The following is a 22,783-nucleotide window of genomic DNA, read 5'->3' as shown; positions in this document are numbered from 1 at the left end:
TGTTCTCCTCTGTTGGAGTTTGGGCCATGGTCGCAGGCTTTTGGTTTCGACGAATGTCTGAGCGCGACTCACTGCGAGCGATAAGCCCGGCCGGCGTCCCGATCCTTTTCCTGTTGCCAGGCGCGTTCTCGCTCGTCCCAGTGGCGTTCGCGATAGGCATCGCGCTCTTCGCTTTCGCGCATGGCCTGGCACTGCCGGAACCCGTCGCTCCAGCCTTCGGCGTAGCGGGGATCCTTCAGATAGCGCGGCACATCTTTGCGGAACTGACCGGTAATCACGCCGGCGGCTTGCCGGCCGCTGCTGCAACCGTCGTCGTAGCCGTCGGCGAAGGCCGGTGGGAAACCTCGGGCAATGAGGTCCTCGTGAGTGGTCTCGCAACCGCCAAGCAACATCAGCACCGCCAATACCACCACCGCCCGCCTCATTTTCTGCCTTCCTGCCGGATTCACCTGTACATGAAGTCTAGAAGCGGATTCGTCAGGCCGATGTGAAAGCGTTGTGAGCAATCCGTTGGACAGGTGACGAACCCCCTGGCGGGGGGGGCTCGATGGATGGCCGTTGGCGTCAGTAGTGGTACCACTTCACCTCGAGCAGCACTTCGTTCTCCGGCGAGGCGAGGTGGCTGAATTCACGTTGGGCACTCAGGCGCAGGCCGAGGTTGCGGGACAATTCCCATTGCTGGTTCACGCTCAGGCTGCGGCGCACTTCGCCGTTGACGAAGTAGTCGCCCTTGGCTTCCAGGCTCAGGTTGCCCAGCGGGTTTTTCCACAGCACGCCGCTGTTGAAGCCGCCGGCCGGGGCGATGAACTCGGCGAAGTCGTTGTTGTGCTCGACCCGCACCGTGCCCAGGGCGAACCCCAGCACATCTTCGCCCAATGCCCAGGTCCCGCCCGCGCCGCCGTTGACGTGGCTGACCAGGGTTTCATCGTCGTGCTTGCCCGGCACTCGCTCCAGGCCGCCGGTAACCTGCCAGGACCATGGCTGCAACAACTCATTGCGCGGCGTCAGCGAGCGAATCGTCGCCAGGTCGAGTTGTTGCACCTGCCAGTCATTACCTTCGTACTGGCGCAGTTTGAGTTGCAGGATTTCAATCTGGGCCCCCAGCGGGAAGCTCTCGGCGTTGTCGTTGAGGTCGTGATAGGCCATGCGCAAGCCATACTCGCCGAACGCCCGGTCGCCCCGGGTGCCGAGGCCGGCCTGCCATGTGCGGGATTCATGGCCGTCCTCGGGCAGGCCCGGCTGCGGGATGTCGAGTTCCGGCGCCGGGTTCTGGTTGATCGCCCGCAACAATTCGAAGCTGCGCTGGGAGCGCTGTGGGTCGCGCTCCTGACCGTTGGCGCGGTAGCGCTCCAGGCGGTAGGCCGCATCGACGATCAGCGCCTGGCGGTCCCGTGGCAGCGCCTTGAAGGCGTCGGCTTGCAGTTGTTGCTGGTCGGCGCTGACCTTCAGCACCCATTGTTGTTCGTCATCGCTGAGCGGCTCGGCACGGCTGAGCAGTTCCCGCTCCCGGGACGGTCGGTACTGGATGCTTTCCACCAGGCCGGCTTCCTTCACCGCCTTGACGGTGTCGGTGGGGATGGCGGTCAGCGGGAACTGTTCGGTCAGGCGCAGGCTGGGGCGCGCCACCTGCAACAGTTCAAGCAGGCGATAGGAGCAGTTTTCGTCGAAGAAAAAGTAGTCGAACTGGTTCTGCTTGAGTTCCCAGACGTGTTCGACCATGCGCTCGGTTTCGACCTGGCTCAGGTTGAGGCGATACTCCCACAGGTCGCGGTTCTCCAGGCTTCGGTACTCGGAAAGTTTTTCCTGGTAAGGCACCAGGGCGAACAGGCCGGGATAGCCCCCCATCAAGCCCTTCCAGGCGTAAAGGATGCTGTTGTCCGAGCCTTCGATGTAGGCGCCGAAATTGATCGCATAGCTGAGCAGGGCGGTCTTGTCGCTTTGCACGTCGGCCTGGTCGATGCGCAGCAGGGTATGGCCGAACATCGAGGACGGGCTGTTGAGGTACGCCGCCGGGAAAATCATCACCGCGCTGTGGGGCGAGACGTCCTTGAACCATTGGTTGAATTCGCTGCAGTCGACGGCGGGCAGGTCCGTCAGCTTGAGCTGCGCCTTGAGCCAGCGCGTGCGCGCCGGGTACACGCATTGGGCGTGCTGCTGGCCGGCACTGGCCGGGTCATACAAGGCTTGCAGCGTGGCGGTCAGTTCACGGTCGGGGTGTTGATTGCCATCGGGCGCAAGGAAGAATTTCTTGTCGCTGATGTAGCTGCGCCAGCCACCGAGCTTGGCGGTCTCGTAGTGGCCCAGGGAAATCCAGAAGCGGTCATTGGCCAGTTGCTGCAAACGTTGAGGGTCGACATGAGGCGCTGCGGACAGCGGGGCGCACACACAGAGCGCCAGCCAGGCAAGGCGTTTGAGCATAGTCGGCTTCTTGGAAAGTCGAAAAAAAAGAGCGCAAGGGGCCCCAGAAAGAAAACCCGCTCCCCGAGAGGAGCGAGTGGTGTCGAGCTTAAGCTTGAGTGGCGTATTTGGCCAGGCGTGGATCGTTCTTCAGGATGGCCAGGGTATTGGTATGCACGTCTTCGGCAGTCACGTCAGCCTTGCTGAAGATTTGCTGGAAGTGCTCGTGGGTGACGGCTGAGAAGTGTGCGCGATCTTCCGGCGCCACGCCCAGCACCACGGCGTAGGTGGTCAGCGCTTCGCCCTGACCCTTGGCCATGTCTTCGGACAGCTCGTTCATCATGCCATTCATGGCCAGCCAGGACTTGCCACCATAGGTCAGTGCCGCGTTGGTCGAGCAACCGTTGGTGCCGGAGGTCATGCCGAAGGTGGCGTTACCGGAGGTGCCGTTGGTGGTGGATGCCAGGAAGTGGGCCGGAGTGCCACGCTGACCTTCGAACAGCATGTTGCCCCAACCGCAATCCGGGCCGCCTGGCGCCTGAGCCATGGCGTTGATGGATACAGCGGTGAAGAGAGTACCGAGAAGAATCCGTTTCATAGCTATGTTCTCTTTATGTGCATACCAATGGACAGGGTCTGGCGCCTTTGTGGCTTCAACCACGCGTGCCAGTGGGCCGGTTATTGTTCCAGCCGCGCAATTTGGAGTTTAGGCACGATCCTGGGGTTCCGTGACATTTTGCAAAAACAATCCGTGGGGTCGTGAATGGACCGAGCCCGGGCCGGGACGCTCGCTCGACTATGCTTTGGCCTGAGGCGCTCCTTGCCAGTCAGGCACGGGCAGCGCCAGAATGCCGCTATCTGCCCCGCCTGATGTAAGGAAGCCCGATGCCTGATCCTGTTGCTGCCAGCTTGCGTCTAGCGCCTGAAGCGCTGACCCGTCCGTTTTCCGCTGAACAGTTCAGCTTCTCTACCACCAATGATCTGGAGCCCTTCCGCGGTGTGCTCGGCCAGGAACGTGCGGTCGAAGCCTTGCAGTTCGGCGTGGCCATGCCGCGCCCCGGTTACAACGTATTCGTCATGGGCGAGCCCGGCACCGGTCGGTTCTCGTTCGTCAAGCGCTACCTCAAGGCCGAGGGCAAGCGCATGCAGACCCCGGCGGACTGGGTCTACGTCAACAATTTCGATGAGCCTCGCGAACCCCGTGCACTGGAGCTGCCGTCGGGCACCGCCGGCGCCTTCATCGCCGACATCAACGGCCTGATCGACAACCTGCTGGCGACCTTTCCCGCGGTGTTCGAGCACCCGTCCTACCAACAGAAGAAGAGCGCCATCGATCGCGCCTTCAACCAGCGCTACGACCGCGCCCTCGATGTGATCGAGCGCCTGGCGCTGGAAAAGGACGTCGCGCTGTACCGCGACAGCAGCAACATTGCCTTCACGCCGATGAGCGAGGGCAAGGCCCTGGACGAGGCGGAATTCGCCCAGTTGCCGGAAGCCGAGCGCGAGCGTTTCCACGAGGATATCTCCAGCCTGGAAGAGCGCCTGAACGAAGAGCTCGCCAGCCTGCCGCAGTGGAAGCGCGAGTCCAACAACCAGTTGCGCCAACTCAACGAGGAAACCATCACCCTGGCCCTGCAACCGCTGTTGGCGCCGTTGTCGGAAAAGTACGCCGAGAACGCCGCCGTCTGCGGTTATCTGCAAGCCATGCAGGTCAACCTGCTGCGCACAGTGGTCGAGCAACTGGTGGATGACAGCAAGACCGACGCCGTTGCCCGCAAGCTGCTGGAGGAACAATACGCCCCGAGCTTGGTGGTGGGGCATCCGTCCAGCGGCGGTGCGCCGGTGGTGTTCGAGCCGCACCCGACCTACGACAACCTCTTCGGCCGTATTGAATACAGCACCGACCAAGGCGCGCTCTACACCACGTACCGGCAGCTGCGTCCGGGGGCCCTGCACCGGGCCAACGGTGGTTTCCTGATCCTCGAAGCGGAAAAAATGCTCGGCGAACCGTTCGTGTGGGATGCGCTCAAGCGTGCCCTGCAGTCGCGCAAGCTGAAAATGGAATCGCCGTTGGGTGAGCTGGGCCGACTGGCCACGGTGACCCTGACGCCGCAGCACATCCCGTTGCAGGTCAAGGTCGTGATCATTGGCGCCCGCCAGCTCTACTACGCCTTGCAGGATCTGGATTCGGACTTCCAGGAAATGTTTCGCGTGCTGGTGGACTTCGACGAAGACATCCCGATGGGCGACGAGAGCCTGGAGCAGTTCGCCCAGTTGCTCAAGACCCGCACCTCGGAGGAGGGCATGGCGCCGTTGACCGCCGATGCGGTGGCTCGCCTGGCGACCTACAGCGCTCGCCTGGCCGAGCACCAGGGGCGTCTGTCGGCGCGTATCGGCGACCTGTTCCAACTGGTCAGCGAAGCGGATTTCATTCGCCAGCTGGCCGGTGACGAAATGACCGATGCCGGCCATATCGAACGCGCACTGAAAGCCAAGGCCACCCGCACCGGGCGCGTCTCGGCGCGGATCCTCGACGACATGCTGGCGGGGATCATCCTGATCGACACCGACGGCGCCGCCGTGGGCAAGTGCAACGGGCTGACGGTGTTGGAGGTCGGTGATTCGGCGTTTGGCGTGCCGGCACGAATCTCCGCCACGGTGTACCCGGGTGGCAGTGGCATCGTTGACATCGAGCGCGAGGTCAACCTCGGCCAACCGATCCACTCCAAGGGCGTGATGATCCTCACCGGTTACCTGGGCAGCCGTTATGCCCAGGAATTCCCGCTGGCGATCTCGGCCAGTATCGCCCTGGAGCAGTCCTACGGTTACGTGGACGGCGACAGCGCCTCGCTGGGTGAGGCGTGCACGCTGATTTCGGCCCTGTCGAAGACGCCGTTGAAGCAATGCTTCGCCATCACCGGTTCGATCAACCAGTTTGGCGAAGTGCAAGCGGTGGGCGGGGTCAACGAGAAGATCGAAGGCTTCTTCCGCCTCTGCGAAGCCCGTGGGCTGACGGGCGAGCAGGGGGCGATCATTCCCCAGGCCAACGTCGCGACGCTGATGCTCGATGAGCGGGTGCTGGCCGCCGTGCGCGCCGGGCAATTCCACGTCTATGCGGTCCGCCAGGCCGACGAGGCGTTGAGCCTGCTGGTGGGTGAGCCGGCCGGTGAGCCCGATGAGAACGGCGAGTTTCCGGAGGGCAGCGTCAACGCTCGGGTGGTGGAGCGCCTGCGGGTCATTGCCGAAATGATCAGCGAAGACGACATCAAGGAGGCGGAAAAGGAGTTGGCCCAGCAGGCCCTGGCGGAGGCCAAGCCGGTTTGATCTGAGCGGCAATTGCCCTGTGGGAGCGGGCTTGCTCGCGAAAGCGGTTTACCAGCTGGCATAGTCGTCAGCTGACACATTGCTTTCGCGAGCAAGCCCGCTCCCACAATAGGTTTTGCAGTGATTTGCTGTTAGAAATGCCACCGCTTTGGCGTCAATATTCACACTGTGACCGCTCGGCGTATTCTGGTCTCGAAACCCGTTGTGCCCGGAACTTTTCCTCTATCCTCAGCTCAAGGATAACGAGAGCCATCATTGGATCGAAACAGCCCCCTCCTGGGACTGAATACCGGATCTACCGAGGGGCGCCGCCATGTCGCGCAACCTTTGTCTCACTCGTCAATGCCTGGGCCTTGTGACCCGTATCGAATGCGCCATCCGACCGCTGGCGGGAGATACCGGTATGTGGACCTTGCTCTTTGCCGCCGGAATGGCCGGTGAACAACCTTCCGCCATCAAGGCCCAGGGCCCGTTTGCCGGCTCGAACGCCGCCGAAACCATCCTCGATACCATCGTCCAGAGCCTGACGTTGCACGGCTATGAACTGGCCAACGACCCACAGATCTGGTGCCTGCATATGCAGGCCCAACTGCGGGAGATCAATGGCGGGCGGTGCCGCAACGTGGGCGGCTTCGAGTATCGCCCGCTGCATTGAGCGTTTCCACCACGCAGCTCTTGGCCGTTGCGCCGGGTCCAGGGATGGGCCTGGCGTTTGTAGGGCCGCTCGTGGCTGATATACTCGCCGCGATTTTTCAGCCCTGGTGTGAGACTCAATGGAACGCTTTATCGAAAATGCAATGTACGCCTCCCGTTGGTTGCTGGCGCCGATCTACTTCGGGCTGTCCCTGGGCTTGCTGGCTCTGGCACTGAAATTCTTCCAGGAAGTCTTCCACGTTATCCCCAACGTGTTTTCCATGGCCGAGTCCGACCTGATCCTGGTGTTGCTGTCGCTGATCGACATGGCGCTGGTGGGCGGGCTGCTGGTGATGGTGATGATTTCCGGCTATGAGAACTTCGTCTCGCAACTGGACATCGACTCCGACAAGGAAAAGCTCAACTGGCTCGGCACCATGGACTCTTCCTCGCTGAAGATGAAAGTGGCCGCCTCGATCGTGGCGATTTCCTCCATCCACCTGCTGCGCATCTTCATGGACGCCAAGAACGTCGATCCCGAACATCTGATGTGGTACGTGATCATCCACATGACCTTCGTGGTCTCGGCGTTTGCCATGGGTTACCTGGATAAACTGACCAAGCACTGAGGCGCGTCCCGCGTGCTGGCGCAACGCCCACCAGTTGAGAAACCGGTGGGCGTTGTCGTTTCTGGCGGCGTGCTTTGGCGCGGGTGTTGGTCATCCGCCCCGGCATCTGTGCTAGTCTGCTCGCCCTTTTGGTTCCGGGCGCTCCGGGAAGCGCCGTGTCATCCATGGCCATTCCCGGGCCGTCCGCACAGCGGAGCAGCACCATGTCCGAAGTTAACCTGTCCACCGACGAAACCCGCGTCAGCTACGGCATTGGCCGTCAGTTGGGCGACCAACTGCGCGACAACCCACCACCGGGCGTCAGCCTGGACGCGATCCTGGCCGGCCTGACCGACGCCTTCGCCGGCAAGCCAAGCCGTGTGGGCCAGGAAGAGATGTCCGCCAGCTTCAAGGTCATCCGCGAAATCATGCAAGCCGAAGCGGCTGCCAAGGCTGAAGCCGCGGCGGGCGAAGGGCGTGCATTCCTGGCCGAAAACGCCAAGCGCGAAGGCATCACCACCCTGGCCTCGGGCCTGCAATTCGAAGTGCTGACCCAGGGCGAAGGCGCCAAGCCGACCCGTGAGGACCAGGTGCGTACCCACTACCACGGCACCCTGATCGACGGCACCGTGTTCGACAGCTCCTACGATCGTGGCCAGCCTGCCGAATTCCCGGTCGGCGGCGTGATCCCAGGCTGGACCGAAGCGTTGCAACTGATGAACGCCGGCAGCAAATGGCGCCTGTACGTGCCGAGCGAACTGGCTTACGGCGCTCAAGGCGTTGGCAGCATCCCGCCGCACAGCGTACTGGTGTTCGACGTCGAGTTGCTGGACGTCCTGTAAGACCCTGCCCGGTTTTACAGCCGGACAAAAAACTGTGGGAGCGAGCTTGCTCGCGAAAGCGGACAGTCAGTCGACATTTTCGTTACTGACATGCCGCTATCGCGAGCAAGCTCGCTCCCACAGGGTCAGGTGCTTCACCCGTGAAACCTGCCATTGAATTCGCCAGCGGGGCGCAATGCCCTGGCGTAGCAGAACAGAAACAGGTTGCGTACCAGCTCCTTGAGCACCAGCGGCTCGCTGGAATTGAGGCTGTTGAGGTCCAGGTCCCCCTGGTCCTGCAGCTCGCTCAAGGCTTCTTCCTCAAGCACTGCGCAGACTTCTCCGGTTTCCCGATGCAGGATCCTGAGGTAGGGGTGTGGGCGATCCAGCCAGGCGTCGATCAAATAAGTCATGGTTCTCATCTCCTTGATGGGTTCGATGAGAATAATTCTTATTCGCTAAATAGCAAGTCTCTATTGGTGTTCCGATTCGTTTTCTGACGACGTCCGGCCGTCGCTGCGGACAGCTGGCAATGGGCTGGTACGTGCAAAGGCGGGGTGGGATCGGGGAGGTGGGGGCACCATCCCACGGCGGGCGCGGGATGGCGTACAGCAGGTTCAGACTTTTCTGACGAACTCGGATTTGAGTTTCATTGGGCCGATGCCGTCGATCTTGCAGTCGATGTCATGGTCGCCTTCACACAGGCGGATGTTCTTGACCTTGGTGCCGACCTTGACCACCAGCGAGGTGCCCTTGACCTTGAGGTCCTTGATCACGGTGATGGTGTCGCCGTCCTGCAGGACATTGCCGACCGAATCCTTTTTCACCGTGGTGTCGGAGGCCGTCTCGACCTCGCCGCTGGCGGACCATTCGTGGGCACACTCCGGGCAGACCAGTTGGGTGCCGTCTTCGTAGGTGTATTCGGAATTGCATTTCGGGCAGGGAGGCAACGTGCTCACTAGGGTTCCTTGGTATCAGGAGAACAAAAGGGCGCACATTGTATAGGGTTTTGCGGCTGGAAGGGCGATGTGAGGTTTTTTGTGGCGAGGGAGCTTGCTCCCGCTGGGCTGCGGAGCAGCCCCATATGGCGCTTGCGGTCGCTGCGCCCGAGGCGTCGGACCGACCGAGCGGGAGCAAGCTCCCTCGCCACAAAAACTCATTGCGATCTATGTGATCAGTGAGTACGCGCCACCGCAAATTCGCTCAGTTCTACCAGCGCATCGCGGTATTCGCTGGGGGGCAGGGCGTCGAGGCACTTGATCGCGCGGGCGACGTAGTCACGGGCCAGTTTCGCGGTGTAGTCCAGCGAGCCGGAGGCTTCGACTGCGGCGCGAATGCTTTCCAGGTCTTCGATTCCGCCTTTCTGGATCGCCTGGCGCACCAGCGCCGCCTGTTCGGGCGTGCCTTCGCGCATGGTGTAGATCAGTGGCAGGGTCGGCTTGCCCTCGGCGAGATCGTCACCGACGTTCTTGCCCAGGGTTTCGGCGTCGCCCTTGTAGTCCAGCAGGTCGTCCACCAACTGGAAAGCCACGCCCAGGTGGTCGCCAAAGGTACGCAGCGCTTCGCTCTGTTCGGCACTGGCACCCGCCAGGGCGGCAGCACTGTGGGTCGAGGCCTCGAAGAGCATCGCGGTCTTGCCGCGGATGACCTCCATGTAGGTTTCTTCCGTGGTACTGGCGTCGCGTACCTTGGACAGTTGCAGCACTTCGCCTTCGGCGATGATGCGCGTGGCCTGGGACAGGATCTTCATCACCGGCATCGAACCCAGTTCGACCATCATTTCGAACGAGCGCGAGTACAGGAAGTCGCCTACCAGCACACTGGGGGCGTTGCCCCACATGGCGTTGGCTGTCGAGCGGCCGCGGCGCATGCCGGACATGTCGACCACGTCGTCATGCAGCAGCGTGGCGGTGTGCAGGAATTCGATGGTGGCGGCCAGCAGGCGCATATCGTCGCCTTCGCGGCCCAGGGCCTTGCCACACAAAAGCACCAATAAAGGACGCAGGCGCTTGCCACCGGCTGAAGTGATGTAATCGCCGATTTTCGATACCAGAGGCACTCGGGAAGTCAGCTGCTTCTTGATGATGCCGTCGACGGCGCTAAAATCGTCCGCCACCGCGCGGTAGAAAGCTTGGGGTTGCATCAGCGACAGGTGCTCCAGAAGGGTTGCGCGGCATGCTAGGACCCACATCCGCGGGTGTCAAGGCGCGATGGACGGCTACTTGCAAGCCTCGAACAGCTTGCGTACAATCGCGCACCCTGAACTTCCTGGGCAGCACCTGCCTTACGCAATTGCATCGGGGCCTTCCAGCCCATGCAGCCATGCCAGCCAATACCTCTTCTTATAAAGCGCTGGGTGAGCAGGATTATCGGAGAAATACCATGTCGTATGCAGTAATCGTTACTGGTGGCAAGCAATACAAGGTCGCCCCAGGTGAATACCTGAAGATCGAAAAACTGGAAATCGCCACCGGCGAATCCGTGACTTTTGATCGCGTTCTGTTGGTCGCCAATGGCGATGACGTGAATATCGGTGCTCCAGTTGTTGCTGGCGCCACCGTTGTGGCTGAAGTGATCTCCCAAGGTCGTCACGATAAAGTCCGCATCATCAAGTTCCGTCGTCGTAAGCACCACATGAAGCGTATGGGCCACCGCCAGTGGTACACCGAGATCAAAATCACCGGTATTCAGGCTTAATTTCAGCCTAATTCCTCACTAGGAGAATTGAACTCATGGCACACAAAAAAGCTGGTGGTAGTACCCGTAACGGTCGCGACTCAGAAGCCAAACGCCTTGGCGTGAAGATGTATGGCGGCCAGGCTATCAAAGCAGGCAACATCATCGTGCGTCAGCGCGGCACCCAATTCCACGCTGGCTACGGCGTGGGCATGGGTAAAGATCACACCCTCTTCGCTAAAGTCGAAGGCGTGATCAAGTTTGAAGTAAAAGGCGCCTTCGGTCGTCGTTACGTAAGCGTTATCGCAGCTTAATTGCGAGACCGCTGGAGAAGCCCTGTCTTGCGACGGGGCTTTTTCGTTTGTGGGGTGAGTCTCTTGCAAAGCTGTTTGTGTGGGCTGGCGGCGCCGCAATCGGGCGCTTGATCGGGTCGCAGCGTGCATTTTTGCAAGAGTCTTATGTCTTGTTTTTTTCGGCTCGTCCGTATGGCGAGAGGCGTGTGTCATGAAGTTTGTTGATGAAGTATCGATTCGAGTAAAGGCCGGCGACGGCGGCAATGGCTGCATGAGTTTCCGTCGGGAAAAATTCATTGAAAACGGCGGCCCGAACGGTGGTGACGGCGGCGACGGCGGCTCGATCTTCATGCTCGCCGACGAAAACCTCAACACCCTGGTGGACTACCGCTACACCCGGCACTTCGATGCCGAGCGTGGCTCCAACGGCGGCAGCACCGACTGCACCGGCAAAAAGGGCGAGGACCTGATCCTGCGCGTGCCGGTCGGCACCACGGTGATCGACTCCGCGACCCAGGAAGTGATCGGCGACCTGACCAAGCCGGGCCAGCGACTGCTGGTGGCTCATGGTGGCTGGCACGGCCTGGGGAACACGCGTTTCAAATCCAGTACCAACCGTGCGCCGCGTCAGACCACGCCAGGCAAGCCGGGCGAGCAGCGTGACTTGAAGCTGGAAATGAAGGTGTTGGCCGATGTGGGTCTGCTGGGCCTGCCGAACGCTGGCAAAAGTACCTTCATTCGCTCCGTGTCGGCAGCCAAGCCGAAAGTCGCCGACTACCCGTTCACCACCCTGGTGCCGAACCTGGGCGTGGTCAGTGTCGATCGCTGGAAAAGCTTCGTGGTCGCGGACATTCCGGGCCTGATCGAAGGGGCTTCCGATGGCGCTGGCCTGGGCATTCGCTTCCTTAAGCACTTGTCTCGTACCCGTCTGCTGCTGCACCTCGTGGACATGGCGCCGCTGGATGAAACCAGTGCCGCCGATGCGGCCGAAGTCATTGTCAGCGAGCTGACCAAGTTCAGCCCGGCCCTGGCTGAGCGTGATCGTTGGCTGGTGCTGAACAAGTGCGACCAGATCCTCGAAGAAGAGCATGAAGAGCGGGTCAAGGAAATCGTCGAGCGCCTGGAGTGGGAAGGTCCGGTCTACGTGATCTCGGCCATTGCCAAAGAAGGCACCGAGCGCCTGTGCCACGACATCATGCGTTACCTGGAAGATCGCGCCGATCGCCTGGCCAACGACCCAGCCTATAAGGAAGAGCTGGCCGAGCTCGACCAGCGTATCGAAGACGAAGCTCGTGCCCAGTTGCAGGCCCTGGATGACCAGCGTGCCCTGCGTCGCAGTGGTGTCAAGTCGGTCCATGACATCGGTGACGACGATTGGGATGAGGAAGATGTGGATGACGAAGACGGTCCGGAAATCATCTACGTTCGCGACTGATCTTGTGCTGATATCACTCAACTGAAACCAGGGCCTGCAGGAGTCCTGTGGGGGCGAACTTGCTCGCTCCCGCAGGTTCAAGTGTTTCAGTGCGGTGTTATCATCGCCGGCAAGCCGGTTTCCTAGGCGCCGCTCATTCGAGCGGCGTTTTGGTATCTGTAAAACGCAAATACGAATAATCCCATGGGCGGCGCTGGGTCGCGCCGTCCGCTGGCAAAGGTTGAAGATGATGCGGAGCAAGGTGACGGGTGCGCAGCGCTGGGTCGTGAAGATCGGCAGCGCACTGCTGACGGCGGATGGCAAGGGGCTGGATCGCCAGGCCATGGCGGTGTGGGTCGAGCAGATGGTGGCCCTGCATGAGGCTGGCGTCGAACTGGTGTTGGTTTCTTCCGGTGCCGTGGCGGCCGGCATGAGCCGTTTGGGCTGGACGTCGCGACCCAGTGCGATGCACGAATTGCAAGCCGCTGCCGCCATCGGCCAGATGGGCCTGGTGCAGGCTTGGGAGTCGAGCTTTGCCGAGCACGGTCGCCACACGGCGCAGATCCTGCTGACCCATGACGACCTGTCGGACCGCAAGCGCTACCTCAATGCCCGCAGCACCTTGCGCGCGCTGGTGGAGTTGAAGGTCATCCCGGTGATCAACGAGAACGACACAGTGGTCACCGACGAGATCCGTTTCGGCGACAACGACACCTTGGCCGCGCTGGTGGCGAACCTGGTGGAGGCGGACCTGCTGGTGATCCTCACCGACCGTGACGGCATGTTCGATGCCGACCCGCGCAACAATCCCGATGCCAAGCTGATCTACGAGGCCCGGGCCGATGATCCGGCGCTGGATGCGGTGGCGGGTGGTGCGGGGGGCGCGCTGGGGCGTGGTGGCATGCAGACCAAGCTGCGTGCCGCGCGGCTGGCGGCGCGTTCGGGGGCTCATACCATCATCGTTGGTGGGCGGCTGGAGCGGGTGCTGGATCGCCTGAAAGCCGGCGAGCGTATCGGCACCTTGCTTTCCCCTGAGCGCGGCATGCTGGCGGCGCGCAAGCAGTGGCTGGCCGGGCACCTGCAGACCCGTGGCACCCTGGTGCTGGACGCGGGCGCCGTCGCGGCGCTGTCCCAGGGCAACAAAAGCTTGCTGCCAGTGGGTGTGAAGCTGGTCCAAGGCAGTTTCCGGCGTGGCGAAATGGTCGTGTGCGTGGCGCCGGACGGTCGCGAGATCGCCCGTGGCCTGGCCAACTACAGTGCGCTGGAAGCACAGAAAATCATCGGCCAGTCGTCCGATGCAATCGTTGGTCTGTTGGGGTACATGGCGGAGCCTGAGCTGGTTCACCGTGACAACCTGATCCTCGTCTAAGGAAAAATCATGGGTTTGGCAAAAGGATTGATCGGCTTGCTGCTGGCGGTGCCGCTGTTGGCTTCGGCCGAGGAGATCGGCCAGGTGTCCACCGTGTTCAAGTTTGTCGGGCCGAACGACCGGATCGTGGTCGAGGCGTTCGACGATCCCAAGGTCGAAGGCGTGACCTGCTACCTGTCGCGGGCCAAGACCGGCGGCGTGAAAGGTGGTCTGGGCCTGGCCGAAGACCGTGCAGAGGCTTCCATTGCTTGTCGCCAGGTGGGGCCGATCAGCTTCAAGGGCGAGCTCAAGGATGGCGATGAGGTGTTCAGGGAGCGTACTTCGTTGGTGTTCAAGACCATGCAGGTGGTGCGTTTCCTCGACAAGAAGCGCAACACGCTGGTGTATCTGGTCTACAGCGATCGCGTGATCGAGGGCAGCCCGCAGAATGCGGTGACGGCGATCCCGATCCTGCCGTGGGCTCGCGCGCAATAATCGACAAATGGCTCCCCCTGGGTTTATCGCTTGTCGTGGCGAGGGAGCTTGCTCCCGCTGGGCTGCATAGCGGCCCCAAAAAGCTTGGGACCGCTGCGCGCTCCAGCGGGAGCCAAGCTTCCTCGCCACGGGACGGACGTCCTTAGGTGAGCGGTATTGCCTTGTAGGAGGGGGTAGATCACAGGCAATAAAAAACCGACCCTGAGGTCGGTTTTTTAATGAGCGCGTCGCTTAGGCAGCAGCGGCAACGTTCAGGGCCTTTACGTGGCCATTCAGGCGGCTCTTATGGCGAGCAGCCTTGTTCTTGTGGATGATGCCTTTATCGGCCATGCGGTCGATAACTGGCACAGCCAGAACGTAAGCAGCTTGAGCTTTTTCAGCGTCTTTTGCGTCGATGGCCTTGACTACATTCTTGATGTAGGTACGGACCATGGAACGCAGGCTGGCGTTGTGGCTGCGACGCTTCTCAGCCTGTTTTGCACGTTTTTTGGCGGAAGGTGAGTTGGCCACCGTCGAGCTCCTCGAAAGACTTTTTAGGAAATAGCAAACAAAATAGGCCGCGAATCATGCCGATGAGTTGAGGTCTTGTCAAGGGCGGGTGACACGTTCCGCTGAATGGCAGGTGCTACGCACCGGGTGATTTCTTTCCGGCGTGCGACCTGTAAACTCGCGGGCTTTGGCGCTGTGCTGTTTAGCGGCGCGGAGTATCGCACAAGTGGGCGCGTTGTTCGCCTGCTGTTTATCGACAGGCAAAAACTCTTTTCATGAATCTGCTCAAATCGTTGGCTGCCGTCAGCTCTATCACGATGCTTTCCCGTGTCCTGGGGTTTGTTCGCGATACGCTGATCGCGCGCATTTTCGGGGCCGGAATGGCCACCGACGCCTTTTTCATCGCCTTCAAGCTGCCCAACCTGCTGCGGCGGATCTTCGCCGAGGGCGCGTTCTCCCAGGCCTTCGTGCCGATCCTGGCGGAATACAAGAGTCAGAAAGGCGACGAAGCGACCCGCACATTCATTGCCTACGTCACTGGCCTGCTGACCTTGGTGCTGGCGCTGGTCACCGCCGCCGGCATGCTCGCCGCCCCCTGGGTCATCTGGGCCACGGCGCCGGGGTTTACCGACACCCCGGAAAAATTCCAGCTCACCTCCGACCTGTTGCGGGTGACCTTTCCTTATATATTGCTGATTTCCCTGTCGTCCCTGGCCGGCGCGATCCTCAATACCTGGAACCGTTTTTCCGTCCCGGCCTTCGTGCCGACCTTGCTCAACGTCAGCATGATCGTGTTCGCGCTGTTTTTGACGCCGTACTTCGATCCGCCGGTGATGGCCCTCGGTTGGGCGGTGCTGGTGGGCGGCCTGGCGCAGTTGCTGTACCAACTGCCTCACCTGAAAAAGATCGGCATGTTGGTGCTGCCCCGGCTGAACCTGCGTGACAGCGGCGTGTGGCGGGTTATGAAACAGATGCTGCCGGCAATCCTCGGCGTGTCGGTGAGTCAGATTTCCCTGATCATCAACACGATTTTCGCCTCGTTCCTGGTAGCCGGTTCCGTGTCGTGGATGTACTACGCCGACCGTCTGATGGAGCTGCCGTCCGGTGTGTTGGGCGTGGCCCTGGGCACCATCCTGCTGCCGACCCTGGCCAAGACCTATGCCAACCAGGACCGCCAGGAGTATTCGCGCATCCTCGATTGGGGCCTGCGGCTGTGCTTCGTGCTGGTGCTGCCTTGTGCCCTGGCGCTGGGTATCCTCGCCGAGCCGCTGACGGTTTCGTTGTTCCAGTACGGCCAGTTCAATGCCTTCGACGCCGTCATGACCCAGCGGGCGCTGATCGCCTATTCGGTGGGCCTGCTCGGGATCATCGTGATCAAGGTGCTGGCGCCGGGGTTCTATGCCCAGCAGAACATTCGCACGCCGGTAAAGATCGCCGTGTTCACCCTGGTGATGACGCAGTTGTTCAACCTCCTGCTCATCGGCCCACTGGCCCACGCCGGGCTGGCCCTGGCGATCAGTGCCGGTGCCTGCCTCAATGCCGGGCTGCTGTTTTATCAACTGCGCAAGCAGAAGATGTATCAGCCGCAGCCGGGCTGGGGCCGGTTTGGCCTCAAGTTGCTGGTCGCCGTGGCGGTGATGTCGGCGGTCTTGTTGGGGGCGCTGCACTTCATGCCGGCCTGGAGCGAAGGGCAGATGCTCGAACGTTTCCTGCGCCTGGGCGTGCTGGTTGTCGCGGGCGTGGTGGCGTATTTCGGCATGTTGCTGCTGATGGGATTCCGTCTGCGGGACTTCAATCGCAAGGCCTTGGGCTGAGGGCGGGGCCTCGATCAACCCGGACCGGGCAGTGGTTTTGTCGGTTCGAGCACTTTGGGTTACGGTGTTGCCTGTCGTCGGCCGCCGGGTGTGGTTATAATCGGCCACTTTATGAGCAAGAAGCGCGTTATGCAGCTGGTTCGAGGCCTCCACAACCTGCGCCCCCAGCATCGGGGCTGTGTCGCCACTATTGGCAACTTTGACGGTGTCCACCGTGGCCACCAGGCTATCCTGGCGCGGCTGCGTGAGCGTGCGCTGGAATTGGGCGTGCCCAGTTGCGTGGTCATCTTCGAGCCGCAGCCGCGGGAGTTTTTTGCCCCGGACACCGCGCCGGCCCGTCTAGCCCGGCTGCGGGACAAGTTGCAACTGCTCGCCAGCGAAGGCGTCGACCGGGTCTTGTGCCTGGCCTTCAACCAGCGCCTGAGCAAGCTCAGTGCCGCCGAGTTCGTCGAGACCATCCTGGTGGACGGTCTCGACGTGAAACACCTGGAAGTGGGTGATGATTTCCGCTTCGGCTGCGACCGTTCCGGGGATTTCGAATACCTGCAACAGTCCGGCAGCGTCCATGGTTTTACCGTCGAAGCTGCGCAGACCGTCGAACTGGACGGCTTGCGCGTGAGCAGCACCCAGGTCCGCAATGCCCTGGCCGCTGCCGACTTCGAACTGGCCGAGCGCCTGCTCGGCCGTCCGTACCGGATTGCCGGGCGGATCCTGCACGGGCAGAAACTGGCGCGCCAATTGGGCACGCCGACTGCCAACGTGCAACTCAAGCGCCGTCGCGTGCCGCTGACCGGGGTGTTCCTGGTCAGCGTCGAGATTGACGGCAAGGCCTGGCCCGGTGTCGCCAATATCGGCGTACGGCCCACGGTCCAGGGGGATGGCAAAGCCCACCTCGAAGTACATGTTCTGGATTTTGCCGGCGATCTGTATGACCGGCGTTTGACGGTGGTTTTCCACCAGAAGCTGCGTGAAGAGCAGCGTTTTGCCTCCCTGGAGGCGCTCAAGACGGCGATCCATGCAGATATCGCCGCCGCCCGTGCCCTTGTCGCAACCAGCGCCAATCGCTAATGAAGAGCCTTAAATGACCGACTATAAAGCCACGCTAAACCTTCCGGACACCGCCTTCCCTATGAAGGCCGGCCTGCCTCAGCGCGAACCACAGATTCTGCAGCGTTGGGACAGCATTGGCCTGTACGGAAAGTTGCGCGAAATTGGCAAGGATCGTCCGAAGTTCGTCCTGCACGACGGCCCTCCCTATGCCAACGGCACGATCCATATCGGTCACGCGCTGAACAAGATTCTCAAGGACATGATCGTGCGCTCCAAGACCCTGTCGGGTTTTGACGCACCGTATGTTCCGGGCTGGGACTGCCACGGCCTGCCGATCGAACACAAGGTGGAAGTGACCCACGGCAAGAACCTGGGCGCCGACAAGACCCGCGAGCTGTGCCGTGCCTACGCCACCGAGCAGATCGAAGGGCAGAAGTCCGAATTCATCCGCCTCGGCGTGCTGGGCGACTTCGCCAATCCGTACAAGACCATGGACTTCAAGAACGAAGCCGGTGAAATCCGTGCCCTGGCGAAAATCGTCGAGGGCGGCTTCGTGTTCAAGGGCCTCAAGCCGGTGAACTGGTGCTTCGATTGCGGTTCGGCCCTGGCCGAGGCGGAAGTCGAGTACGAGAACAAGAAGTCGTCGACCATCGACGTGGCGTTCCCGATCGCCGATGAAGACAAGCTGGCCGCCGCGTTCGGCCTGGGCCAGTTGGCCAAGCCGGCCGCGATCGTGATCTGGACCACCACCCCGTGGACCATCCCAGCCAACCAGGCGCTGAACGTCCACCCGGAATTCAACTACGCCCTGGTGGATGTCGGCGACAAGCTGCTGGTGCTGGCCGAGGAACTGGTCGAGTCCTGCCTGGGCCGCTACGGCCTCGAAGGCTCGGTGCTGGCCACCGCCCCGGGTTCGGCGCTGGAACTGATCAACTTCCGTCACCCGTTCTATGATCGCCTGTCGCCGGTATACCTGGCCGACTACGTGGAACTGGGCGCCGGCACCGGTGTGGTTCACTCCGCGCCGGCCTATGGCGTGGACGACTTCGTGACCTGCAAGAAGTACGGCATGGTCAACGACGACATCCTCAATCCGGTCCAGAGCAATGGCGTGTACGCGCCGTCGCTGGCGTTCTTTGGCGGCCAGTTCATCTGGAAAGCCAACCCGGCCATCGTCGACAAACTGACCGAAGTCGGTGCATTGCTGCACACCACCGTCATCGAGCACAGCTACATGCACTGCTGGCGCCACAAGACCCCGTTGATCTACCGCGCCACCGCGCAGTGGTTCATCGGCATGGACAAGCAGCCGGCCAGTGGCGATACCCTGCGCCAGCGCTCGCTCAAGGCCATCGAAGACACCAAATTCGTCCCGGCCTGGGGCCAGGCGCGCCTGCACTCAATGATCGCCAACCGTCCGGACTGGTGCATCTCCCGCCAGCGCAACTGGGGCGTGCCGATCCCGTTCTTCCTGAACAAGGAAAGCGGTGAGCTGCACCCGCGCACCGTCGAACTGATGGAAGAGGTGGCCAAGCGCGTCGAAGTCGAAGGCATCGAAGCCTGGTTCAAGATGGACGCCGCCGAGCTGCTGGGCGACGAAGCGCCGCTGTACGACAAGATCAGCGACACCCTGGACGTCTGGTTCGACTCCGGCACCACCCACTGGCACGTGCTGCGCGGTTCGCACCCGATGGGCCATGAGAGCGGCCCGCGTGCCGACCTCTACCTGGAAGGCTCGGACCAGCATCGCGGCTGGTTCCACTCGTCCTTGCTGACCGGTTGCGCCATCGACAACCACGCGCCGTATCGCGAGTTGCTGACCCACGGTTTCACCGTCGACGAAGCCGGCCGCAAGATGTCCAAGTCCCTGGGCAACGTGATCGCGCCGCAGAAGGTCAACGACACCCTGGGCGCCGACATCATGCGCCTGTGGGTGGCCTCCACCGACTATTCCGGCGAGATGGCGGTGTCCGACCAGATCCTGCAGCGCAGTGCGGACGCCTACCGACGCATCCGTAATACCGCGCGCTTCCTGCTGTCGAACCTGACCGGCTTCAACCCGGCCACCGACCTGCTGCCGGCCGAAGACATGCTGGCCCTGGACCGTTGGGCCGTGGACCGTACCCTGCTGCTGCAACGCGAATTGCAGGAGCACTACGGCGAATACCGCTTCTGGAACGTCTACTCGAAGATCCACAACTTCTGCGTGCAGGAGCTGGGCGGTTTCTACCTCGACATCATCAAGGACCGCCAGTACACCACCGGCGCCAACAGCAAGGCGCGTCGCTCGTGCCAGACCGCGCTGTTCCACATCAGCGAGGCGCTGGTGCGCTGGATCGCGCCGATCCTGGCGTTTACCGCCGACGAGCTGTGGCAATACCTGCCGGGCGAGCGTAACGAATCGGTAATGCTCAACACCTGGTACGAAGGCCTGACCGAACTGCCGCAAGGCTTCGAGCTGGACCGTGCCTATTGGGATCGCGTCATGGCGGTCAAGGCGGCGGTCAACAAGGAAATGGAAATCCAGCGTGCGGCCAAGGCCGTCGGTGGCAACCTGCAAGCCGAAGTGACCCTCTATGCCGAGGAGTCCCTGGGGGCTGACCTGGCCAAGCTGGGCAACGAACTGCGCTTCGTGCTGATCACCTCCACCGCCAGTGTCGCCCCGTTAGTGCAGGCCCCGGCCGATGCCGTGGTCACCGAAGTGGCGGGCCTGAAGCTCAAGGTGGTCAAGTCGAGCTTCGTCAAGTGCGCCCGTTGCTGGCACTGCCGCGAAGACGTCGGCGTGAACCCGGAGCATCCGGAAATCTGCGGTCGTTGTGTCGACAACATCAGCGGCACCGGTGAGGTTCGCCACTATGCCTAACGCAGCGGGCCGTTTCGGACGGCTGGGCTGGCTCTGGTTGAGCGTGCTGGTGCTGGTCATCGACCAGGCCAGCAAGTTCTACTTTGAAAGCTCGTTGACCATGTACCAGCAGATCGTGGTCATTCCCGACTACTTCAGCTGGACGCTGGCCTACAACACGGGGGCGGCGTTCAGCTTCCTGGCCGACAGTTCGGGCTGGCAGCGCTGGCTGTTCGCTTTGATTGCCATCGTGGTCAGCGCGGTGCTGGTGGTCTGGCTCAAGCGCCTGGGCCGCGATGAAACCTGGCTGGCGGTGGCGCTGGCACTGGTTCTCGGCGGCGCCCTGGGCAATCTCTATGACCGCATCGCCCTGGGCCACGTGATCGATTTCATCCTGGTGCATTGGCAGAACCGCTGGTACTTCCCGGCGTTCAACTTTGCCGACAGCGCCATCACCGTGGGCGCGATCATGCTCGCCCTGGACATGTTCAAGAGCAAGAAAACCGGAGAAGCCGTCCATGACTGAGCAGCGTATCGCTCAAAACACCGAAGTGAAGCTGCACTTTGCCCTGCACCTGGAAAACGGCGACACCGTCGACAGCACTTTCGACAAGGCCCCGGCGGTGTTCAAAGTCGGTGATGGCAACCTGTTGCCAGGCTTCGAGGCGGCGATATTCGGTTTCAAGGCCGGTGACAAGCGCACCGTGGTCGTTGCCCCGGAAAACGCCTTTGGTCAGCCCAACCCACAGAACGTGCAGACCATGCCACGCTCCCAGTTCCAGGACATGGAGCTGTCCGAGGGGCTGCTGGTGATCTTCAATGACGCGGCCAACACCGAACTGCCGGGCGTGGTGAAGGCTTTCGACGACGCCCAGGTGACCGTGGATTTCAACCATCCCCTGGCGGGCAAGACCTTGAATTTCGAAGTGGAAATTCTTGAGGTCAAGGCTCTGTAACTGGCCGAATGCGGTCAAGTGTGGGAGCGGGCTTGCTCGCGAAGAGGACCTGACATCCAACATTGATGTTGGCTGACAGACCGTATTCGCGAGCAAGCCCGCTCCCACAAGGTATTTCCATTGTGTTCGAGCCCTTCGTTCGATCAACAGGCCAGACACGAGGCACAGCATGCAAATCAAACTCGCCAACCCCCGTGGCTTCTGCGCCGGTGTGGACCGGGCGATCGAAATCGTCAACCGCGCCCTGGAAGTCTTCGGGCCGCCGATCTATGTGCGCCACGAAGTGGTCCACAACAAATTCGTCGTCGAAGACCTGCGCAGCCGCGGGGCCATCTTCGTCGAGGAATTGGACCAGGTGCCGGACGACGTCATCGTGATCTTCAGTGCCCACGGGGTTTCCCAGGCTGTACGCACCGAAGCCGCTGGCCGTGGCCTGAAGGTGTTCGACGCGACGTGCCCATTGGTGACCAAGGTGCACATCGAAGTGGCGCGCTACAGCCGTGACGGTCGCGAATGCATCCTGATCGGCCACGAGGGCCACCCGGAAGTCGAAGGCACCATGGGTCAGTACGATGCCAGCAATGGCGGCGCGATCTACCTGGTCGAGGACGAGGACGACGTGGCTGCCCTGCAGGTCCGCAACCCCGAGAGCCTGGCCTTCGTCACCCAGACCACGCTGTCCATGGACGATACCAGCCGCGTGATCGACGCCCTGCGCTCGCGTTTCCCGGCCATCGGCGGGCCGCGCAAGGATGACATCTGCTACGCCACCCAGAATCGCCAGGACGCGGTCAAGCAATTGGCCAACGAGTGCGACGTGGTGTTGGTCGTCGGCAGTCCGAACAGCTCCAACTCCAACCGCTTGCGCGAGCTGGCCGAGCGCATGTCCACGCCGGCCTACCTGATCGACGGTGCCGAGGACCTGCAGCGCAACTGGTTCGACGGTATCGAGCGTATCGGCATCACCGCCGGTGCGTCGGCCCCCGAGGTGCTGGTGCGTGGGGTGATCCAGCAGTTGCAGGCCTGGGGCGCCACGGGTGCCGATGAACTGGCCGGCCGCGAGGAAAACATCACGTTCTCCATGCCCAAGGAACTACGCGTCCGCTCGCTGCTTTAAGCGCTTTTCGCACACGGCCTGCTCGGCGACCTCGCTGCGCAGGCTCACGCGTCCAGAAGGCGCGAGCACCACTTGATGGTGGCTGATCGAGCCGTGTTTGCCACAGACGTATAGCGTTCCCGAATGAAAGGCGCCGCTGGGCCATACCGCCTGGCCATGGAAGGCGAACCTGACCGACCCTTTCATCGCCCAGTTACCCATGATGCGAGCCCCGTTGCTGCGCTGTGTCAGCAGCGCCTGGTCATCGCCGTCCAGAATGATTTGCCACCCTTTGCTCCAGTCATTGTCTATCCCTCTGATCGCCACCGTCCGGTTGCGCGTGATGGCTTCGCTTCGCGCAGTGCGCAAGCCACTGGCCAGTAACCGGGCGGCGTCCTCGCGCTCGATGGATTCGATGAGCGCTTTGTAGCTGGAACTGGCCCACGGCAGAACAATCGCGGCAATTGCCAGTCCCATGAGCAGCTCGATCAGGCTGAACCCCTGTTGGTGCATGTTGCCTCCTCCCT

At 61.8% G+C, this 22,783-nt stretch carries 23 protein-coding genes; 15 read left to right on the top strand and 8 right to left on the bottom strand.

From position 1 onward, the window contains the following. Positions 1-68: 68 nt before the first annotated feature. From AD664_RS01845 to AD664_RS01835, 3 genes are all read right to left on the bottom strand, one after another. Positions 69-425 carry a hypothetical protein gene (locus tag AD664_RS01845; protein WP_042732730.1) on the bottom strand — a complete coding sequence of 119 codons (357 nt, stop codon included), beginning with the start codon at positions 423-425 and terminating at the stop codon, positions 69-71. Between the two features lie 139 nt (positions 426-564). Continuing rightward, a complete protein-coding gene (locus AD664_RS01840; RefSeq protein ID WP_053144030.1) occupies positions 565-2,418 on the bottom strand; it encodes a DUF4105 domain-containing protein in 1,854 nt (617 codons plus the stop codon). 88 nt (positions 2,419-2,506) lie between these two features. Continuing rightward, positions 2,507-2,995, bottom strand: coding sequence for a DUF3015 domain-containing protein (locus AD664_RS01835; protein ID WP_053144028.1), 489 nt, complete (start codon positions 2,993-2,995; stop codon positions 2,507-2,509). Positions 2,996-3,282: 287 nt separating this feature from the next. On the opposite strand from AD664_RS01835, the gene AD664_RS01830 reads away from it, so the two are divergent. From AD664_RS01830 to AD664_RS01815, 4 genes are all read left to right on the top strand, one after another. Then, positions 3,283-5,721 carry a Lon protease family protein gene (locus AD664_RS01830; RefSeq protein WP_042731946.1) on the top strand — a complete coding sequence of 813 codons (2,439 nt, stop codon included), beginning with the start codon at positions 3,283-3,285 and terminating at the stop codon, positions 5,719-5,721. 313 nt (positions 5,722-6,034) lie between these two features. Further along, positions 6,035-6,376, top strand: coding sequence for a hypothetical protein (locus tag AD664_RS01825; protein ID WP_053144026.1), 342 nt, complete (start codon positions 6,035-6,037; stop codon positions 6,374-6,376). Between the two features lie 118 nt (positions 6,377-6,494). Then, positions 6,495-6,983, top strand: coding sequence for a TIGR00645 family protein (locus AD664_RS01820; protein ID WP_042731944.1), 489 nt, complete (start codon positions 6,495-6,497; stop codon positions 6,981-6,983). 203 nt (positions 6,984-7,186) lie between these two features. Next, positions 7,187-7,804, top strand: coding sequence for an FKBP-type peptidyl-prolyl cis-trans isomerase (locus AD664_RS01815; RefSeq protein ID WP_042731943.1), 618 nt, complete (start codon positions 7,187-7,189; stop codon positions 7,802-7,804). Between the two features lie 134 nt (positions 7,805-7,938). On the opposite strand, the gene AD664_RS01810 is transcribed toward AD664_RS01815, so the two are convergent. The 3 genes from AD664_RS01810 to AD664_RS01800 form a co-directional block, all read right to left on the bottom strand. Then, the gene (locus AD664_RS01810) at positions 7,939-8,196 is read right to left on the bottom strand and encodes a hypothetical protein (RefSeq protein ID WP_053144024.1); all 258 of its coding nucleotides are present in this window, start codon (positions 8,194-8,196) and stop codon (positions 7,939-7,941) included. A gap of 204 nt (positions 8,197-8,400) precedes the next feature. Next, positions 8,401-8,742 carry a zinc ribbon domain-containing protein YjdM gene (locus AD664_RS01805; RefSeq protein ID WP_042731941.1) on the bottom strand — a complete coding sequence of 114 codons (342 nt, stop codon included), beginning with the start codon at positions 8,740-8,742 and terminating at the stop codon, positions 8,401-8,403. Between the two features lie 215 nt (positions 8,743-8,957). After that, positions 8,958-9,926 (bottom strand): polyprenyl synthetase family protein, encoded by a 969-nt coding sequence (locus tag AD664_RS01800; RefSeq protein WP_053144023.1) that lies wholly within the window; start codon positions 9,924-9,926, stop codon positions 8,958-8,960. 239 nt (positions 9,927-10,165) lie between these two features. Between AD664_RS01800 and rplU the strand changes: the two genes are divergently transcribed. The 5 genes from rplU to AD664_RS01775 all read left to right on the top strand — a co-directional run bounded on the left by rplU (position 10,166) and on the right by AD664_RS01775 (position 14,009). Beyond that, complete coding sequence (gene rplU / locus AD664_RS01795; RefSeq protein ID WP_003176051.1) at positions 10,166-10,480, top strand: 50S ribosomal protein L21; 315 nt, start codon at positions 10,166-10,168, stop codon at positions 10,478-10,480. A 35-nt stretch (positions 10,481-10,515) separates the two neighbouring features. After that, a complete protein-coding gene (gene rpmA / locus AD664_RS01790) occupies positions 10,516-10,773 on the top strand; it encodes a 50S ribosomal protein L27 (RefSeq protein WP_003205738.1) in 258 nt (85 codons plus the stop codon). A gap of 190 nt (positions 10,774-10,963) precedes the next feature. Further along, a complete protein-coding gene (gene cgtA, locus AD664_RS01785; protein ID WP_042730793.1) occupies positions 10,964-12,187 on the top strand; it encodes an Obg family GTPase CgtA in 1,224 nt (407 codons plus the stop codon). Between the two features lie 229 nt (positions 12,188-12,416). Continuing rightward, positions 12,417-13,535, top strand: coding sequence for a glutamate 5-kinase (gene proB / locus AD664_RS01780; protein WP_053144047.1), 1,119 nt, complete (start codon positions 12,417-12,419; stop codon positions 13,533-13,535). Positions 13,536-13,544: 9 nt separating this feature from the next. Next, positions 13,545-14,009, top strand: a complete 465-nt coding sequence (locus AD664_RS01775; protein WP_053144021.1) for a CreA family protein — start codon at positions 13,545-13,547, stop codon at positions 14,007-14,009. A gap of 231 nt (positions 14,010-14,240) precedes the next feature. On the opposite strand, the gene rpsT is transcribed toward AD664_RS01775, so the two are convergent. Next, positions 14,241-14,519 (bottom strand): 30S ribosomal protein S20, encoded by a 279-nt coding sequence (rpsT, locus tag AD664_RS01770; protein WP_020798646.1) that lies wholly within the window; start codon positions 14,517-14,519, stop codon positions 14,241-14,243. Positions 14,520-14,773: 254 nt separating this feature from the next. Between rpsT and murJ the strand changes: the two genes are divergently transcribed. The 6 genes from murJ to ispH all read left to right on the top strand — a co-directional run bounded on the left by murJ (position 14,774) and on the right by ispH (position 22,277). After that, positions 14,774-16,312 (top strand): murein biosynthesis integral membrane protein MurJ, encoded by a 1,539-nt coding sequence (gene murJ / locus AD664_RS01765; protein ID WP_053144019.1) that lies wholly within the window; start codon positions 14,774-14,776, stop codon positions 16,310-16,312. 129 nt (positions 16,313-16,441) lie between these two features. Then, positions 16,442-17,380: a bifunctional riboflavin kinase/FAD synthetase gene (gene ribF, locus AD664_RS01760; protein WP_042730790.1), complete on the top strand. Its 939-nt coding sequence runs from the start codon at positions 16,442-16,444 to the stop codon at positions 17,378-17,380. A gap of 13 nt (positions 17,381-17,393) precedes the next feature. Beyond that, positions 17,394-20,225: an isoleucine--tRNA ligase gene (gene ileS, locus AD664_RS01755; RefSeq protein ID WP_053144017.1), complete on the top strand. Its 2,832-nt coding sequence runs from the start codon at positions 17,394-17,396 to the stop codon at positions 20,223-20,225. Further along, on the top strand, positions 20,218-20,730 hold the full coding sequence (lspA, locus tag AD664_RS01750; RefSeq protein WP_042730788.1) for a signal peptidase II: 513 nt from the start codon (positions 20,218-20,220) through the stop codon (positions 20,728-20,730). The genes ileS and lspA overlap by 8 nt, the downstream gene beginning before the upstream one ends. Further along, complete coding sequence (fkpB, locus tag AD664_RS01745; protein WP_053144015.1) at positions 20,723-21,160, top strand: FKBP-type peptidyl-prolyl cis-trans isomerase; 438 nt, start codon at positions 20,723-20,725, stop codon at positions 21,158-21,160. The genes lspA and fkpB overlap by 8 nt, the downstream gene beginning before the upstream one ends. 169 nt (positions 21,161-21,329) lie before the next feature. Then, the gene (ispH, locus tag AD664_RS01740; protein ID WP_053144012.1) at positions 21,330-22,277 is read left to right on the top strand and encodes a 4-hydroxy-3-methylbut-2-enyl diphosphate reductase; all 948 of its coding nucleotides are present in this window, start codon (positions 21,330-21,332) and stop codon (positions 22,275-22,277) included. Here ispH and AD664_RS01735 read toward each other — a convergent pair. Beyond that, entirely contained in the window at positions 22,254-22,769 is a 516-nt protein-coding gene (locus AD664_RS01735) for a GspH/FimT family pseudopilin (RefSeq protein WP_053144010.1), read from the bottom strand. The genes ispH and AD664_RS01735 overlap by 24 nt on opposite strands. Positions 22,770-22,783 lie beyond the last annotated feature (14 nt).

The organism is Pseudomonas sp. P97.38, assembly GCF_001269745.1.
Taxonomy (GTDB): domain Bacteria; phylum Pseudomonadota; class Gammaproteobacteria; order Pseudomonadales; family Pseudomonadaceae; genus Aquipseudomonas; species Aquipseudomonas chlororaphis_E.
Note: the sequence above shows the minus strand (reverse complement) of the source record. Positions and strands in the feature narration are given on the sequence as shown.

Excerpts from the sequence above, each read along its gene's own strand:
- AD664_RS01845 (WP_042732730.1), bottom strand. The coding sequence starts at position 425 with ATGAGGCGGGCGGTGGTGGTATTGGCGGTGCTGATGTTGCTTGGCGGT.
- AD664_RS01840 (WP_053144030.1), bottom strand. The coding sequence starts at position 2,418 with ATGCTCAAACGCCTTGCCTGGCTGGCGCTCTGTGTGTGCGCCCCGCTG.
- AD664_RS01835 (WP_053144028.1), bottom strand. The coding sequence starts at position 2,995 with ATGAAACGGATTCTTCTCGGTACTCTCTTCACCGCTGTATCCATCAAC.
- AD664_RS01830 (WP_042731946.1), top strand. The coding sequence starts at position 3,283 with ATGCCTGATCCTGTTGCTGCCAGCTTGCGTCTAGCGCCTGAAGCGCTG.
- AD664_RS01825 (WP_053144026.1), top strand. The coding sequence starts at position 6,035 with ATGTCGCGCAACCTTTGTCTCACTCGTCAATGCCTGGGCCTTGTGACC.
- AD664_RS01820 (WP_042731944.1), top strand. The coding sequence starts at position 6,495 with ATGGAACGCTTTATCGAAAATGCAATGTACGCCTCCCGTTGGTTGCTG.
- AD664_RS01815 (WP_042731943.1), top strand. The coding sequence starts at position 7,187 with ATGTCCGAAGTTAACCTGTCCACCGACGAAACCCGCGTCAGCTACGGC.
- AD664_RS01810 (WP_053144024.1), bottom strand. The coding sequence starts at position 8,196 with ATGACTTATTTGATCGACGCCTGGCTGGATCGCCCACACCCCTACCTC.
- AD664_RS01800 (WP_053144023.1), bottom strand. The coding sequence starts at position 9,926 with ATGCAACCCCAAGCTTTCTACCGCGCGGTGGCGGACGATTTTAGCGCC.
- rplU (WP_003176051.1), top strand. The coding sequence starts at position 10,166 with ATGTCGTATGCAGTAATCGTTACTGGTGGCAAGCAATACAAGGTCGCC.
- rpmA (WP_003205738.1), top strand. The coding sequence starts at position 10,516 with ATGGCACACAAAAAAGCTGGTGGTAGTACCCGTAACGGTCGCGACTCA.
- cgtA (WP_042730793.1), top strand. The coding sequence starts at position 10,964 with ATGAAGTTTGTTGATGAAGTATCGATTCGAGTAAAGGCCGGCGACGGC.
- proB (WP_053144047.1), top strand. The coding sequence starts at position 12,417 with ATGCGGAGCAAGGTGACGGGTGCGCAGCGCTGGGTCGTGAAGATCGGC.
- AD664_RS01775 (WP_053144021.1), top strand. The coding sequence starts at position 13,545 with ATGGGTTTGGCAAAAGGATTGATCGGCTTGCTGCTGGCGGTGCCGCTG.
- murJ (WP_053144019.1), top strand. The coding sequence starts at position 14,774 with ATGAATCTGCTCAAATCGTTGGCTGCCGTCAGCTCTATCACGATGCTT.
- ribF (WP_042730790.1), top strand. The coding sequence starts at position 16,442 with ATGCAGCTGGTTCGAGGCCTCCACAACCTGCGCCCCCAGCATCGGGGC.
- ileS (WP_053144017.1), top strand. The coding sequence starts at position 17,394 with ATGACCGACTATAAAGCCACGCTAAACCTTCCGGACACCGCCTTCCCT.
- lspA (WP_042730788.1), top strand. The coding sequence starts at position 20,218 with ATGCCTAACGCAGCGGGCCGTTTCGGACGGCTGGGCTGGCTCTGGTTG.
- fkpB (WP_053144015.1), top strand. The coding sequence starts at position 20,723 with ATGACTGAGCAGCGTATCGCTCAAAACACCGAAGTGAAGCTGCACTTT.
- ispH (WP_053144012.1), top strand. The coding sequence starts at position 21,330 with ATGCAAATCAAACTCGCCAACCCCCGTGGCTTCTGCGCCGGTGTGGAC.
- AD664_RS01735 (WP_053144010.1), bottom strand. The coding sequence starts at position 22,769 with ATGCACCAACAGGGGTTCAGCCTGATCGAGCTGCTCATGGGACTGGCA.